At 65.3% G+C, this 14310-nt stretch carries 19 protein-coding genes; 4 read left to right on the forward strand and 15 right to left on the reverse strand.

The features are described 5' to 3' along the window. Positions 1–109: 109 nt before the first annotated feature. Genes rplO through rpsH form a run of 6 tightly spaced genes read right to left on the reverse strand, consistent with a single transcriptional unit; the run spans position 110 to position 2800 of the window. Positions 110–556 (reverse strand): 50S ribosomal protein L15, encoded by a 447-nt coding sequence (gene rplO, locus NDR87_RS19805; protein WP_251914376.1) that lies wholly within the window; start codon positions 554–556, stop codon positions 110–112. Beyond that, positions 553–765, reverse strand: a complete 213-nt coding sequence (gene rpmD, locus NDR87_RS19810) for a 50S ribosomal protein L30 (RefSeq protein ID WP_251914375.1) — start codon at positions 763–765, stop codon at positions 553–555. The genes rplO and rpmD overlap by 4 nt, the downstream gene beginning before the upstream one ends. 1 nt (position 766) lies before the next feature. Beyond that, positions 767–1402: a 30S ribosomal protein S5 gene (gene rpsE / locus NDR87_RS19815; protein WP_251914374.1), complete on the reverse strand. Its 636-nt coding sequence runs from the start codon at positions 1400–1402 to the stop codon at positions 767–769. Positions 1403–1436: 34 nt separating this feature from the next. Continuing rightward, positions 1437–1844: a 50S ribosomal protein L18 gene (rplR, locus tag NDR87_RS19820; protein ID WP_251914373.1), complete on the reverse strand. Its 408-nt coding sequence runs from the start codon at positions 1842–1844 to the stop codon at positions 1437–1439. 3 nt (positions 1845–1847) lie between these two features. Next, on the reverse strand, positions 1848–2387 hold the full coding sequence (gene rplF, locus NDR87_RS19825) for a 50S ribosomal protein L6 (RefSeq protein WP_251914372.1): 540 nt from the start codon (positions 2385–2387) through the stop codon (positions 1848–1850). A gap of 14 nt (positions 2388–2401) precedes the next feature. Further along, the gene (gene rpsH / locus NDR87_RS19830; protein WP_251914371.1) at positions 2402–2800 is read right to left on the reverse strand and encodes a 30S ribosomal protein S8; all 399 of its coding nucleotides are present in this window, start codon (positions 2798–2800) and stop codon (positions 2402–2404) included. 733 nt (positions 2801–3533) lie between these two features. Here rpsH and NDR87_RS19835 point away from each other — a divergent pair. Continuing rightward, positions 3534–4145 (forward strand): Uma2 family endonuclease, encoded by a 612-nt coding sequence (locus tag NDR87_RS19835; protein WP_251914581.1) that lies wholly within the window; start codon positions 3534–3536, stop codon positions 4143–4145. Positions 4146–4386: 241 nt separating this feature from the next. On the opposite strand, the gene NDR87_RS19840 is transcribed toward NDR87_RS19835, so the two are convergent. The 8 genes from NDR87_RS19840 to rplN all read right to left on the reverse strand — a co-directional run bounded on the left by NDR87_RS19840 (position 4387) and on the right by rplN (position 8737). Next, on the reverse strand, positions 4387–5049 hold the full coding sequence (locus NDR87_RS19840) for a pentapeptide repeat-containing protein (RefSeq protein ID WP_251914370.1): 663 nt from the start codon (positions 5047–5049) through the stop codon (positions 4387–4389). Then, positions 5046–6539 carry a hypothetical protein gene (locus NDR87_RS19845; RefSeq protein ID WP_251914369.1) on the reverse strand — a complete coding sequence of 498 codons (1494 nt, stop codon included), beginning with the start codon at positions 6537–6539 and terminating at the stop codon, positions 5046–5048. The genes NDR87_RS19840 and NDR87_RS19845 overlap by 4 nt, the downstream gene beginning before the upstream one ends. Further along, entirely contained in the window at positions 6536–6841 is a 306-nt protein-coding gene (locus NDR87_RS19850) for a WXG100 family type VII secretion target (RefSeq protein ID WP_251914368.1), read from the reverse strand. The genes NDR87_RS19845 and NDR87_RS19850 overlap by 4 nt, the downstream gene beginning before the upstream one ends. Next, positions 6838–7176: a WXG100 family type VII secretion target gene (locus NDR87_RS19855; RefSeq protein ID WP_251914367.1), complete on the reverse strand. Its 339-nt coding sequence runs from the start codon at positions 7174–7176 to the stop codon at positions 6838–6840. The genes NDR87_RS19850 and NDR87_RS19855 overlap by 4 nt, the downstream gene beginning before the upstream one ends. 125 nt (positions 7177–7301) lie before the next feature. Continuing rightward, entirely contained in the window at positions 7302–7487 is a 186-nt protein-coding gene (locus NDR87_RS19860) for a type Z 30S ribosomal protein S14 (protein WP_062507012.1), read from the reverse strand. A gap of 2 nt (positions 7488–7489) precedes the next feature. Next, on the reverse strand, positions 7490–8053 hold the full coding sequence (gene rplE, locus NDR87_RS19865) for a 50S ribosomal protein L5 (protein WP_251914366.1): 564 nt from the start codon (positions 8051–8053) through the stop codon (positions 7490–7492). Next, entirely contained in the window at positions 8053–8367 is a 315-nt protein-coding gene (gene rplX, locus NDR87_RS19870; protein WP_195107361.1) for a 50S ribosomal protein L24, read from the reverse strand. The genes rplE and rplX overlap by 1 nt, the downstream gene beginning before the upstream one ends. 1 nt (position 8368) lies before the next feature. Continuing rightward, positions 8369–8737: a 50S ribosomal protein L14 gene (rplN, locus tag NDR87_RS19875; RefSeq protein ID WP_040745724.1), complete on the reverse strand. Its 369-nt coding sequence runs from the start codon at positions 8735–8737 to the stop codon at positions 8369–8371. Positions 8738–9060: 323 nt separating this feature from the next. Here rplN and NDR87_RS19880 point away from each other — a divergent pair, with 323 nt between their 5' ends. Together NDR87_RS19880 and NDR87_RS19885 are read left to right on the forward strand one after the other, a co-directional pair. Next, the gene (locus NDR87_RS19880; protein ID WP_251914365.1) at positions 9061–11100 is read left to right on the forward strand and encodes a M13 family metallopeptidase; all 2040 of its coding nucleotides are present in this window, start codon (positions 9061–9063) and stop codon (positions 11098–11100) included. Between the two features lie 57 nt (positions 11101–11157). Then, on the forward strand, positions 11158–11748 hold the full coding sequence (locus tag NDR87_RS19885) for a Uma2 family endonuclease (RefSeq protein ID WP_251914364.1): 591 nt from the start codon (positions 11158–11160) through the stop codon (positions 11746–11748). Here NDR87_RS19885 and NDR87_RS19890 read toward each other — a convergent pair. Further along, complete coding sequence (locus tag NDR87_RS19890; protein ID WP_251914363.1) at positions 11688–13247, reverse strand: sugar porter family MFS transporter; 1560 nt, start codon at positions 13245–13247, stop codon at positions 11688–11690. The genes NDR87_RS19885 and NDR87_RS19890 overlap by 61 nt on opposite strands. A gap of 380 nt (positions 13248–13627) precedes the next feature. Here NDR87_RS19890 and NDR87_RS19895 point away from each other — a divergent pair, with 380 nt between their 5' ends. After that, a complete protein-coding gene (locus NDR87_RS19895) occupies positions 13628–14302 on the forward strand; it encodes an AIM24 family protein (RefSeq protein WP_251914362.1) in 675 nt (224 codons plus the stop codon). Positions 14303–14310 lie beyond the last annotated feature (8 nt).

Raw genomic sequence — 14310 nt, forward strand, 5'->3', positions numbered from 1 at the left:
GATCCTCCTGGCTAACGACATGGGGCGGTGGCAGACAACAATTGAACTCTAACAGCGACGCCGGACGGGCTCTCACCCGTCCGGCGACCACTGTCTTCAACCCTTACTGTCAGCCCAGCTCGGTGGCGGTACCACCGGCGGCGGCGATCTTCTCCTTGGCGGAACCGGAGAACTTGTCGGCGGTAACCTGAACGGCCACACCGATTTCCCCGTCGCCGAGCACCTTCACCAGCTCGTTCTTGCGGACCGCACCGGCCGCGACGAGCTCGTCCTTGCCGACGGTGCCGCCCTGCGGGAACAGCCGGGCGATGTCACCCACATTGACGACCTGGTACTCGACGCGGAAGCGGTTGGTGAACCCCTTCAGCTTCGGCAGGCGCATGTGCAGCGGCATCTGGCCACCCTCGAAGCGGGCGGGCACGTTCTTGCGGGCCTTGGTGCCCTTGGTGCCGCGACCCGCGGTCTTACCCTTGGAGCCCTCACCGCGACCCACCCGGATCTTCTCGGTCTTCGAGCCCGGGGCCGGACGCAGGTGGTGGAGTTTAATCGGGGTCATGCTGCGCCTCCTTTGGTCGCTGCGCTCCCAGCGACCTCCTCAACGGTAACGAGGTGGCGCACGACGTTGATCAGCCCGCGGTTCTGGGCGTTGTCCTCGCGGACCACGGACTTGCGGATGCCCCGCAGGCCGAGGGTGCGAAGCGACTCCCGCTGATTCTTCTTGGCGCCGATCGTGGACTTGATCTGGGTCACCTTCAGCTGTGCCATGTCAGACTCCCACTCCCGCGCGCGCACGCAGCATGCCCGCAGGAGCGACGTCCTCGATCGGCAGGCCACGGCGAGCGGCCACCTCCTCGGGACGCTGCAGCTGCTTGAGGGCGGCCACGGTCGCGTGCACGACGTTGATGGCGTTGTCGCTGCCGAGCGACTTGGCCAGGATGTCGTGGATGCCGGCGCACTCCAGCACGGCACGGGCCGCGCCACCGGCGATCACACCGGTACCGGGCGAGGCCGGGCGCAGCATGACGACACCGGCCGCCGCCTCACCCTGAACCGGGTGGGTGATGGTGGAGCCGATCATCGGGACGCGGAAGAAGTTCTTGCGAGCCTCCTCGACGCCCTTCTGGATGGCCGCGGGAACTTCCTTGGCCTTGCCGTAGCCGACGCCGACCAGGCCGTTGCCGTCGCCCACGATCACCAGGGCGGTGAAGCTGAAGCGCCGACCACCCTTGACGACCTTGGACACGCGGTTGATCGCGACGACCCGCTCGAGCTGGTTCTTCTCGGCCTGAGTCTGCTCGCGACGATCGTCGCGGCGACCCCGCCGCTCCTGGCGACCGCCGTCGCCGCTTCCGTTCTGTCCGGCGGGTCCGTTTCCGCCGTCACGCCGCTGACGTCCCGGCATCAGACGTTCCTTCCGTTGCGCTTGCTGTTGGTCATCAGAACTTCAACCCGCCTTCCCGAGCGGCGTCCGCCAGGGCGGCGATGCGGCCGTGGTAGTCGTGACCACCGCGGTCGAACACCACGGTGTCCACGCCGGCGGCCTTCGCGCGGGCGGCGATCAGCTCGCCGACCTTCTTGCCCTTGGCGCTCTTGTCGCCCTCGAGGGCGCGCACGTCGGCCTCGATCGAGGACGCCGCGGCGATGGTCTTGCCGACCGAGTCGTCGACCAGCTGGGCGTGCAGGTGCCGCGCGGAGCGGAACACGACCAGACGCGGACGCTCGGCGGTGCCGAGGACCTTCTTGCGCAGACGGAAGTGCCGGCGCGCCTTGGAGACACGGCGCCGAGTCGACACGTCCTTGCCGAGCGGCTTGCGCGCGGCCTTCTGAGTTTCGGTTTGTGCCATGGCTTACTTACCCGTCTTTCCGACCTTGCGGCGAACCACTTCGCCTTCGTACCGGATGCCCTTGCCCTTGTACGGATCGGGCTTGCGCAGGCCGTGGATGACCGCGGCGATCTGGCCGACCTTCTGCTTGTCGATGCCCGACACCGAGAACTTGGTGGGGGATTCGACCTTGAAGGTGATGCCCTCGGGGGCCTCGACCGGAACCGGGTGGCTGTAGCCCAGGGCGAACTCGAGGTTCGAGCCCTTGGCCGCGACGCGGTAACCGACGCCGAAGATTTCCATCTTCTTCTCGTAGCCCTGGGTCACGCCGGTGATCATGTTGGCGATCAGGGTCCGGGTCAGGCCGTGCAGCGAGCGGTTCTGACGCTCGTCGTTCGGACGGATGACCTCGATCTGGCCGTCCTCGCCCTTGGCGACGGTGATCGGCTCGGCCACCACGTGCGACAGGGTGCCCTTGGAACCCTTGACCGACACGTTCTGGCCGTCGATGGTCACCTCGACGCCGGCGGGAACCGGGATCGGCTTCTTGCCGATACGCGACATTGTTCCTACCTCCCTTACCAGACGTAGGCGAGGACTTCCCCGCCCACATTCTGCTGCTTGGCCTGACGGTCGGTGAGCAGGCCCTGCGACGTGGAGATGATCGCCACGCCGAGGCCACCCAGCACCTTGGGCAGGTTGGTGGATTTCGCGTACACCCGCAGGCCGGGCTTGGACACCCGGCGCACACCGGCGAGCGACCGCTCGCGGCTGGGCCCGTACTTCAGGTCGACGACCAGGGTCTTGCCGACCTGCGCGTCCTCGACGCGGTAGTCGGCGATGTAGCCCTCACGCTTCAAGATCTCGGCAATGTTCACCTTGAGCTTGGAGTGCGGCGCCTTCACCTGATCGTGGTACGCCGAGTTGGCGTTGCGCAGACGGGTCAAGAAGTCTGCAATCGGATCAGTCATGGTCATGGGTAGACCACTCACCTTTCTCGCCGCGGTTCCCATACAGCACCTGCGCGCTTTCGCACGCCGATGGTGGGCCTACAGCAATTCGGCTGGTCCGGACGGCTTTGGCCGCCCGGTTGAGGTCGCGTCACCGAGGGTCGTGTGCGGACACAGAGCTCCCCAGGCAACCGGTTCAGTGTAGAGGGGGCCGTCAGCTGGGCAAAATCCGGGGGGCATGGGGTTGGCCACAGTCACTCGGCCCGATGGGCGCGGTCGAGACCGTCGAGGATCAACCCGAGGCCGTAGTCGAATTCGTCGGCATAGGAGTAGCCCGGCCGGAGGGCGTGCTCGGTCACCATCTCGCGCAGATACGGTAACCCTTCGCGAGGCAGGTTCTCGACGATGCCCAGAGGTGCCGATTCTGGACGACACGGAGCGACTCCGCTCGTTCGCGCATCGCGGCACGTATGGAGCGAGCATGTGGGCGATCCGATCCCGGCGTCGAATCGGACGCGGCGGGTGGATTATGCGTTGTCCATAGTGGAGGCGCTGCACAACGATGCGCTGGTACACAAGGCCCGGCCATCGTTGGCTGCCTAACGACCTCGGCCCTGGGTCCTGCAATGGGAGTGAAACCGACGGATGACCCTTCGGCCTGACGGAGTCCGGTTTGCAATCGAGCGTCGTCGCCCCGAGCCCGGACTACGATGACAGCATGTCGAGTCCAGCTATGGAGCGACCCGACCTCCCAGAACACATGACCTGGGAAGAGCTCGAAAATTTGCCTGAAGAGATCGCCGGGCAGATCGAGCTGTGGAACGGGCGGGTCGTCTGGGTCCGCCGTGGACCGGCCGAGCATCAGGAATTCACCAACCTGATGTGGAGCGGGCTGCGGAGATGCGCCCGCGACGAGATGGCGCGCCAACCGGAGCAATGCTGGCGCGTTCATACGGAAACGAATGTCTTTCTTGCCCAATCGGGAAAGAACGACTTCGTGACGCCGGATTTCCTGATCCACCGCTGCCTTCCGCAGCCATACCAGGACGTTCGCGCGGACGACGTCCTCCTGGTCGGTGAAGTGCTGTCACCAACGAACACCCAAACCGACATCGACGACAAGAAAGCGCGTTACGCCGCGGTAGGTATCCCCTGGTACTGGGAAGTGACTTTGGAACGCACGAGAAGCGCGATCGCCATGGTTCGCGCCTACGCGCTGGAGACCGACCACGGCAAGCTTCCACCCGGCGTACATCCCCTCTACCCCGCTAACTACCTACTGACCGGCAAGTGGACCCCGAAGGACTCCGACGGCATCGTGGCCGCTCTTCCATTCCCCATCCGCATCCCGTGGTCCGAGCTCGAATTCTGACGTTTCCATGCCGACGCCGCCGAACCAACATCAGTCGCCGCTGGACCAAAGATAGCCTTGGAGAAGGAGCGCTTGTTCGGCGGCGGTTTGAAGGGCGACGATCATTTCGCTTTGGCTGTCGCCCTTCGGCGACATACCTCTGAAATCAATTCCACCTCTTTGTGGTTCATATTCTGAACTACCACCGAGATACCCAACATCCTCCCGGCCACGGATCCGCGGTGAGCAATACAACGGTGTATCAGAGAATTTTGACCTGGACCTGCGCGCCGTGCTCATGGAACCACAGTTCCAACTGCGGTCCGTCTATGACGTGGGGTTCCTGCTCCCCGATATCTACCGGCCCGAGAATGGTGCCGGTCATGTCCTGTACTAGAGCTCCCCCGAGACGAGCCTGCGTGAACCCAGCTCCATCGACGGCGCATCCACGCATATCGGCGCCACGAAGATCCGAGCCGGAAAAGAGTGCGTGCTGGAGTCGGGCACCACTGAAGTCCGCATCCTGCAAGTTGGCCGCATCGAGCTCGGCTCTTTGGATATCGGCATTTCTGAGCACAGCCCGAGCGGCATTGCACCCGCGCCCCTGCACCTTTCGTAGGTCGGCCTCGGTAAGATCCGCCGCTTCCAGGTTGGCATCCGACAACCACGCCGTATACAGATCAGCATTCACCAGGCGCACTCCGCTCAGGTTCGCCTCGCTGAGTTCGGCTCCGAGAAGATCCAAACCGGTGAGGTCTGCGCCCCGGAAGTCGAGTGCCCAGCCGTTGAGAAGCGACGAGGTCGTCCGTTCCGCGGACGGATCGAGCGGAAGAGTCGCGAAATACGCCTCCAGAGCCTCTCGCGCACGGGCATCGTCCGGCCAACGTCGTACCGCATCCTGCGTGCGGCCGTAGGTCGTGGTCATCGTCCCCAGATTACCTTTCCCTGCCAATGCGGATTTTTGGCGACGAGCCCCTCGAGTAGAGCACGGCGGGCGGCCGACATGCCGTCCGGATCCACGAGGACGTTCTCACCACTCGCCAGATCCTTGTTGACCATATCCATGAACTCTTGTTCGGTCTGCGGGTTCGGGATCGGGGTCCCGGCGCCCGGGCGATAGCTGGGGCGAGCGTCCGGCGAACTTTTCACGTCCACACGGTTGCCGTCCTTGTCGACGAAGTCACCGGTGTCCTCGCCGTTGGGCCCCGGCTGCGCTCGCTGAATCGGTCCTTGCAGCAATCCGTCGTGCTCGGCCTGGAGAGCAACCTCGGCCTCTCGCCTCGATTGCGGCGAGACGGCGCCGTTCTTGGCCGGATCCTTCGCCAATTCCTCGACACGCCGCTGGTATTCCTCGGTCCCCGGGGTGTTGGCGGCATTGGCGGGGCCGGTGCCGGAGTCGTCGTCGATCAGCGCTTTCATCGCGATGATCGCGGCCAGATTGGTGACGGCCTTGTCCAAGTCGATCGTGGGCACGGCGTGGAAGGCATCGGCCACGCCGACCGCACCGGCGGCGAGGCTGGTGAGGCCGATGACCTTGACCATCCGGCTGGCGCGGTAGGAGGCCTGGATGGCGTTGATGGTGAGCAGGATGTCGGCGTCGATGGCGGCGGCCGCGGCGACGGCGGAGGTGCCGAGGCTGAACAGGGCCAGGGCGCCACCGGCTATCGCGGTGAGGGCGATGGTCAGTTCGAGGGTGTTGATGGCGTTGCTGGTTTCGTTGCCGAGGGCGATGGTCGCCTCGTGGTAGTCCCGCACGGGGGCGGCCATGTGCTGGCTCGCGGTGGCGACGGTGTCGGCGCTGGTTTTCAGGGTGGTGAAATGGCCTTGGATCAGTTGCCTGTTGGTGGCGTCGTCCATGCCGTCGAACAGTGCCGAAATGGTGGCGATGCGGGCGGGGGCGCCGGTGACGGTCGCGTGGTTGGCGAAGGTGTTCCAGGTGGTGTGCGCCTTTTCCAGCTTGCCCGCGTGGCCGTTCGGAAGCTTGCCGAAGGCGGAGAGGACCTTCGCGATGAGTTTGTCGAGGAACTCCTTGATACCGCCGTGATCGGTGAATCCGATTCCGTTGTCGGCGACCGAAGTTGGGATAGCGACCCGGTACTCGCCGACCTGGCTCACACTCGGCCGCGGCGGTGCGGGGTTGCTCTTGTTGGCCGTGCCGTAGTTATAGCCCATGGCGTACAGCACGGAACCGTAATTGGTCAGGGCGTTGGCCAGGCTCGAGCAGACCTGCATGGTCTGCTGCGCGGCCTTGTCGTAGGCCTCGCCCCATTGCTTACAGCCCGGGGCGTCACCGGCCATGCCCGCGCATTCGCCCTTGACCGCGTCGTGTACGGGTTTGTCCGCGCGGCGGAGCTCGTCGGCCAGGTCATGGCATTTCTTGGCGGCGTCGTAGTAGACCTGCCAGTCGACGATCACGGCTGTCCCGATTGGAGCATGCGTCGATTGATGTCGATGGCCTGGGTGTAGCGGCCGTGTGCCTTGTGCGCGGCATCGCTCATCGCGGCGACGCCCTCGGCGAATTCTCGGGCCGCGGCCAGCCACTGCGCATGGGTCTGGGCGTACGCGGCGGCGGCCGCCGATTCCCAGCTGCCGTTCCGCAATGCGTTGACTCGGCGGTCGAGTTCCTCCAGATGGTCGTGCAGAAAGCCCGCCAGCCCGTTGAGGCGGGACACGATCTGGTCGAGCCGATCCAGGTCGACGGCGAATTGTGAGCTCACGACGGCAGATTCAGGCTCGAGAAACCTGCGGCATTGTCCGCGTCGGTGCTGCGGTAATTGGCGGCGGTGATGCCGAGTTTCTCCGCGAGACCGGTCAGCGCCTGCATCAGCTGGGTGCCGCCGTCGCGGGTCTCGTCCCAGCCGGTTCTGAACTCCTCGGCCGCATCACCGGTCCACTCCGAGGTGAGCAGGGTGTCGACCTCACGGGCAGCGGAGTCGAGAGCCTGCCTCATCGTGTCGGCGATCTCGTAGACGTACCGGCCGACCGCCTGCACGTCCTCGGGTACGACGGACAGATTCGCTTCCGACCCGGATGGTCCCCCGCCTGCGCTCATGCCATCGACGGTAACGGCACCCCGTGTGGGGTGTCCATTCGTTCCTCGGACGGTCCGAGATACACGAATGCGGTGGTTCGTCGATCGACGAACCACCGCATCGAATTCGGCCGAGGCCGAGAGACTTACCAGCTAGCCTTGTGCACGCCCGGCAGCTCGCCGCGGTGCGCCATCTCACGCAGGCACACGCGGCACAGGCCGAACTTGCGGTAGACCGCGTGGGGGCGGCCGCAGCGCTGGCAGCGGGTGTAGGCGCGAACCGCGAACTTCGGCTTCGCGTTGGCCTTGTTGATCAGAGCCTTCTTAGCCATGCTCAGTTCTCCTTGAACGGGAAGCCGAGGTGACGGAGCAGGGCGCGGCCCTCTTCGTCGTTGGTCGCCGTGGTCACGACGGTGATGTCCATACCGCGCGGACGGTCGATCTTGTCCACGTCGATCTCGTGGAACATCGACTGCTCGGACAGGCCGAACGTGTAGTTGCCGTTGCCGTCGAACTGCTTCGGCGACAGGCCGCGGAAGTCGCGGATACGCGGGAGGGCGATGGACACCAGGCGGTCCAGGAACTCCCACATGCGGTCGCCGCGCAGGGTGACGCGGGCGCCGATCGGCATGCCCTCACGCAGCTTGAACTGCGCGATGGACTTGCGGGCCTTGCGGATCTCCGGCTTCTGGCCGGTGATCAGGGCCAGGTCGGCCACGGCGCCGTTGATCAGCTTGGCGTCGCGGGCGGCGTCGCCGACACCCATGTTCACGACGACCTTCACCACGCCCGGGATCTGCATCACGTTGGCGTAGTTGAATTCGGAGTTCAGCGCGTCCTTGATTTCCTCGCGGTAGCGCAGCTTCAGCCGGGGCTGGATCTTCTCGGTGGTGGTCATCAGATGTCCTTCCCGTTACGACGGGAGATACGCACCCGCTTGCCGTTCTCGTCGGTGCGGTAACCCACGCGGGTCGGCTTGCCGTCGGAGTCGACAACCATCACGTTCGAGACGTGGATGGGCGCCTCCTGGGTCACGATGCCGCCCGAGCTGGCGCCGCGCTGATTCGCGGAGTTCGCGACGTGCTTCTTGATCCGGTTCACGCCCTCGACCAGGACCTTCTCGGTCTTCGGGTAGGCCTGGATGACCTTGCCCTTGGCACCCTTGTCCTTGCCCGAGACGACGATCACGGTGTCGCCCTTGTGCACCTTCATGTCAGAGCACCTCCGGGGCCAGCGAAACGATCTTCATGAAACGCTTGTCACGCAGCTCACGGCCGACGGGGCCGAAGATGCGGGTGCCACGCGGATCGTTGTCCGCCTTGATCAGCACCGCGGCGTTCTCGTCGAAACGGATGTAGCTGCCATCCGGACGGCGGCGCTCCTTGGTGGTGCGCACGACGACGGCCTTGACGACATCGCCCTTCTTGACGTTGCCGCCGGGGATGGCGTCCTTCACGGTGGCGACGATCACGTCGCCGATGCCGGCATAGCGACGCGACGAACCGCCGAGCACGCGGATGCACAGGATTTCCTTGGCACCCGTGTTGTCGGCGACGCGCAGTCGCGACTCCTGCTGAATCACTTCAGCTCTCCTCCTGGACCTGGACGATATGCACGCCGGATTACCGACCCGACGGGCATGGTCAGTTGCCCTCCGAACGCGCGCCTGCCAGCGGTTTCGCCTGATCGAAGAGATCAACCACTGGGGGTTCACGGCCTGAGTGCGGGCACAGTTGTGCCGCAGGCAACCGGTTCAGTGTAGCGAAGGCGCAGGTGGTACCCAAATCCGGCCGGACATGCCCGGAAGACGGCGCGGGGCAAATTCAGCCGTTCCTCAGCCGCTTGCACTAGCCTCCTCCTCACAACAAGGCCGAACAAGATCACCAAGTCGGGAAGAGGTTGTCTGTGACGTCTCGAGGCCGGGCCCGCCTGGATCGCCGCTCGTTTCTGATCGCCCTCGGGGCGGTGCCGGTGGCCACCGCGCTGGTGGGCTGTTCGAAGGAATCGGCGCCCAAGGCGCAGTTGCACGGGCCGGATCTGTCGGGAGTGGACGAGGCCGTTCGGATCCAGGACGACCTGTATCGGCACATGAACGGCAAATGGCTGAAGGAGTATCAGCTGCCGCCGGACAAGACCAGCTTCGGCACCTTCGACGAGGTCGGCGATCGGGTGCTGGATCAGCTGCGCGCGGTGATCGACGGGATCAAGGATCCGAAGGACGGCACGACCGAGCAGCAGATCCGCGATCTCTACGACGCCCGGCTGGATCTGGACACGATCGAGAAGCTGGGTCTGTCGCCGCTGCAGGGCATGTTCGACCAGATCGATAAGGCCGCCACGAAACCCGATCTGGCGAAGGTGATGGGCGCACTGCCACTGGCCGGTCTGATGGGGCTCAGCATCACCGTCGACCGCAAGGATTCCAACGCGTATCTGCCCCAGGTCAGCCAGTCGGGCATCGGGATGAGCGAGCAGTACTATCGCAAACCCGAATTCGCGGAATACCTTTCGGCCTATCGGACGCTCTTGGAACGCCTGTCGGCCGGGGCCGGGTTCCCGGATCCGCAGGGTATGGCGCAGCGGGTGCTCGATCTCGAGACGCGCATCGCCGCGGGGTTCTGGGACAACGTGCGCACCCGCGACACCGACGCCACCTACAACCTCGAGTCGTGGAACGGATTGGTCTCGCTCGCACCGACATTCGACTGGGACCCATGGCTGGCGGGCAGTACCAACCGACCGAAGGAGCTGTTCGAGAAGATCGTCGTCGGGCAGCCGTCGTTCGTGACCGCCGCGGGGCAGCTGTGGACCGAGGTGGACATCGCGATCTGGCGGGATTACCTGAAGCTCAGCCTGCTTCGCAAGTACGCCAAGTATCTGAAGAAGGATCTGTCCGACGCCAACTTCGATTATCAGAAGGCCACCAGCGGAATTCAGCAGCGTCCCGAGCTGTGGAAGTCGGCAGTCGGAGTCGTCGACGGCAACCTCGGCGAACCGCTCGGAAAGCTGTACGTGGAAAAGTATTTCCCGCCCGAGGCCAAGGACCGAGCCAAGGAACTGGTGGACAACCTGATGGCCGCCTACCGGGAGAACTTCCGCAACTCCACCTGGATGTCGCCGCAGACCCGCGACGCGGCCATCGCGAAGCTGGACAAGATCACGACGAAGATCGGTTATCCGGACAAGTGGGTCGACTACTCCAAGGTGAAGGTGAGCCGCGGCAAACTCGTCGAATCGATCCTGGCCATCGAGGCTTTCGAGTCGCAGCGCGCCATGGACCGCCTGGGCAAGCCGGTCGACAAAACCGAATGGGGCATGTCGCCCCAGACGGTCAACGCTTACTACGAGGCCACCTCGAACTCGATCAACTTCCCCGCCGCCATCCTGCAGGCGCCGTTCTTCGACAAGGACGCCGAGTCCGCGGTCAACTACGGCGCCATCGGCGCGATCATCGGGCACGAGATCGGGCACGGCTTCGACGATCAGGGCTCCAAGTACGACGGTGAGGGCAACCGCCGCGACTGGTGGACCACGCAGGATCGCGAGGCCTTCGACGCCAAGACCAAACAGGTCATCGCGCAGTACAACGCGCTGGTTCCGGAGGGCCTGGACCCAGGCCAGCACGTCAACGGTGAACTCACCGTCGGCGAGAACCTCGCCGACCTGCGCGGCCTGCAGATCGCCCTCGCGGCCTTCCGCATCGAGGAGAAGAAGAACGGCCGCGACAACCTCGACTACACGCCGATGTTCCAGGCCTGGGGCCGCAACTGGCGCGAGAAGCAGACCGAACAGAACCTCGAACAGCAGGTCGCCAACGACCCCCACTCCCCCAATGAATTCCGCTGCAACCAGGTGGTCCGCAACCTGCCGGAGTTCTACTCGACCTTCGGCGTCAAGGACACCGACAAACTGTTCCTGCCCGAGGATCAGCGAGTCAGCCTCTAGCCCCCGTGACCGGTTACGCTGTGGAGGTCAGCAGGTCGGCCGGGAAGGAAGGACGCCGTGAGTGTCGCCCACGATCACCCCTTCGGGCCGTACACGATCTACGACCTGGATGCGTTACCGGACGAAGGTAAGGGTTACGAACTGGCTGACGGGTGGCTGATCCCCTTGTCGCCGAGCCCGCGCCACGACATGGCCGCAGACATCCTTCGTGACCGGTTTCGCTCCGCCGCCCGCGCGGCGGGCGTGAAGGTATACGTCCAGGCGCCGATGGATATCTCCACCCCGGCGGGCGTTCGTAAACCCGGCGTGGGTGTCATCGACCGCGACGCGGCACGCACAGCCCATGAGGCCAACACCCGCACCTTCTATGGACGCGATCTGCTCCTGGTCGCCGAGGTGGTCTCGCGACGCAGCGGAAGCGAGCACGTCGACCGGGTCGACAAGCTCTACGACTACGCGAACGCGGGAATTCCCCAGTACTGGATCATCGACCTCGAACCACATCCCCGGATCGAGGTACACACGCTGGTCGGCGGCGAATATGGTTCGCCCACAACGGTGCACGCGGGCAATATCCTGAATGTCGACTATCCGTTCCCCGTCAGCATCGACCCCGCGGAACTTCTGGACGTCGACAGCGCCTGGTGAGAATCCGAAACGTGGCTGGAGATGTTGCCGCGTAGCGGGAGGAAGGTGCCCTCGCGCAGGGATTGTTCGATGTCCTCGAGGGAATGGTTCTTGGTTTCGGGGACCAGGAAGAAGACGAAGACGAACGACAGGGCGTTGAATCCGGCGTAGAGGATGAAGGCGGGGCCGATGCCCAGGGTGTCGATGGTGGTCAGGGCGGTGAGGGTGAGGATGAGGTTGGAGCCCCAGAGGGCTACGGCGTGCAGGCTGGTGGCGCGGTCGCGGATGCTCAGCGGGTAGAGCTCGGAGCCGAGCAGCCAGCCGACCGCCTGTAGGCCCGCGGCGTTGCAGGCCATGTAGGCCAGCATGAGGGCCAGGGTGAGGTAGCGGTTGGGGTGGGAAGTGAGGACGAACAGGGCGCCGAAGCCGAACAGGAACAGGGTGGCTCCGGGGATGAGGCACAGCATCAGGCGGCGGCGCCCGACCACATCGACCAGGCGCTCGCCGACCGCGGTGAAGATCAGGTAGACCGTCGCGATGCCCAGGCCGGACCAGGCGACCAGATGTGCGTCGAAGCCCGCGTCGCCGAGGATGGTGTGCGAGTAGTAGATCATCATCTCCAGCCCGGACAGCTGGGTGAACGCCGCGATGCCCAGACCCGCGATCAGCGCCGGGCGCACCCAGCGCTGGCGCAGATTCGCCCAGCCGCCACGGGATTCGGTGCGCTCCTGCTGGGTGATGGCCCAGATCTCCAGCGTCTCGCGGACCGCGATGGAACGATTCGGGCGCAGCTTGCGCAACACCACCCGGGCCTTGCCGACCGTGCCGTTCTCGATCAGCCAGCGCGGCGTCTCCGGCAGCCGCAGCATCGCCACGGCCAGCACCAGCGCGGGGAACACGGCGATGCCGATCATCCAGCGCCAGTCGTCGTTGGCCTCGAACGCGTCGCCCGCGAGCACGCTGACCAGGTTCGCCAGGAAGATGCCCACTCCGATGGCGATATTGAAGAAGGTGACCATCGCGCCGCGGCGGCGCGGCGGCGCGAGTTCGGCGATATAGGTCGGCACGATCTGCGAACAACCACCGACGGCCAGTCCGAGAAACAACCGGCAGGCGGCCATCATCCACTGGTTCACCGCCACCGAGCAGGCCACCACGCCGAGGGCGAAGATGCAGGCGATGATGAAGATGGTCTTGCGGCGGCCCAGCGCCTTGGACAGCGTCCCGCCCACCAGCGCCCCGATCACCGCCCCGGCGAGGATGGCCGCGGTGACGATCTCCTGCCAGTCGTGGTCGATTCCCCATTGCGCCGACATCTTCGGCAGCGCACCGGAGATGATGCCGGTGTCGTAGCCGTAGAGCATGCCGCCCAGCGCGGCGAACAGCGCCACGATCAGCACATTGCGATGGGCGTTCAACTTCTCGTCGTGCGTCGGCCGCTCCGGCGGCGAGATGACGATCTCGTACCCGTCGAGATTGCGGCGGCGCAGTCGCGGCAGGAGACCTTTGCGCCTGCCCATGGTCCTCACCTCGCCAGCCATGCACTCCAGTCGAACGCCGACCCCCCGGACAGCGCAAACCGAGCGGTTGATAATTCCAGCTGAGAGCAACTGTCGAACCGGCGATGACTAGCGCGGGAGGTGAACGTCCGGCCGTATTGTGATTTTGGCCTCTTCCCGCCCGCGCCCGGCGTTTCGCCCGGCTCCTTGCGCCCCTCGCCCCGGTCTGCTGAGCTGTGACCGTCGTCTCGGCCGGGACCCGGCCGAATCCGGGGCAGGTCGGCGCACCGCGCATCCGGATACCATCGGTCCCGAAAGCCAGTGACACTCAGCGGGTTCCGGTATGAGCGGCGCAACGCCCCACGGTGACATGGGAATACGAGACGAAAGGTCAACCGGCGATGCGTAGTTCGTTCTTCGGCAATCTGGAGCAGGGACAGGTCTCGGGGCAGTTCGCCCTGCAGAACCCCAAAATGCTGCGCGTACACCTCGATGGCGATGTGCTGGCCCGGCAGGGCGCCATGGTGGCGTTCCAGGGACAGATGGACTTCAACTACCAGGGCGCCGGCGGTATCGGCAAGTTCATCAAGAAGGCGGTGACCGGCGAGGGCGTACCGCTGATGCGGGTCACGGGCCAGGGTGCGCTGTACCTCGCGCACAACGCCGACGACATCCACCTGTTCTATCTGGAGAACGAGGGCATCACCGTCAACGGCGAGAACGTGCTGGCCTACGAGCCGCAGCTGGCGTCGAACATCCAGCGCGTGCAGGGGGCGGGAATGGCCGCGGGCGGCCTGTTCAACACCACCCTGCACGGCACCGGCTGGGTCGCGGTCACCACCCACGGCGCACCCGTGATGCTCGACGCGAGCCGCGCCCCCACCTTCGCCGACGGCCAGTCCGCCGTGGCGTGGAGCACCAGTCTGCAGGTGGGGGTCAACCGGACGTTCAAGGTGGGTGCGCTGATCGGCCGCGGCAGCGGCGAGGCCGCGCAGCTGGCCTTCCGCGGCCAGGGTTTCGTCCTGGTCCAGGCCAGCGAGGGACCGACCGTGCCGCCGCACACCCACAACAACTGAAGCCGCGG

The sequence above is a fragment of the Nocardia sp. CDC159 genome (assembly GCF_023740735.1).
In the GTDB taxonomy this organism is placed as follows: Bacteria; Actinomycetota; Actinomycetes; order Mycobacteriales; family Mycobacteriaceae; genus Nocardia; species Nocardia pulmonis.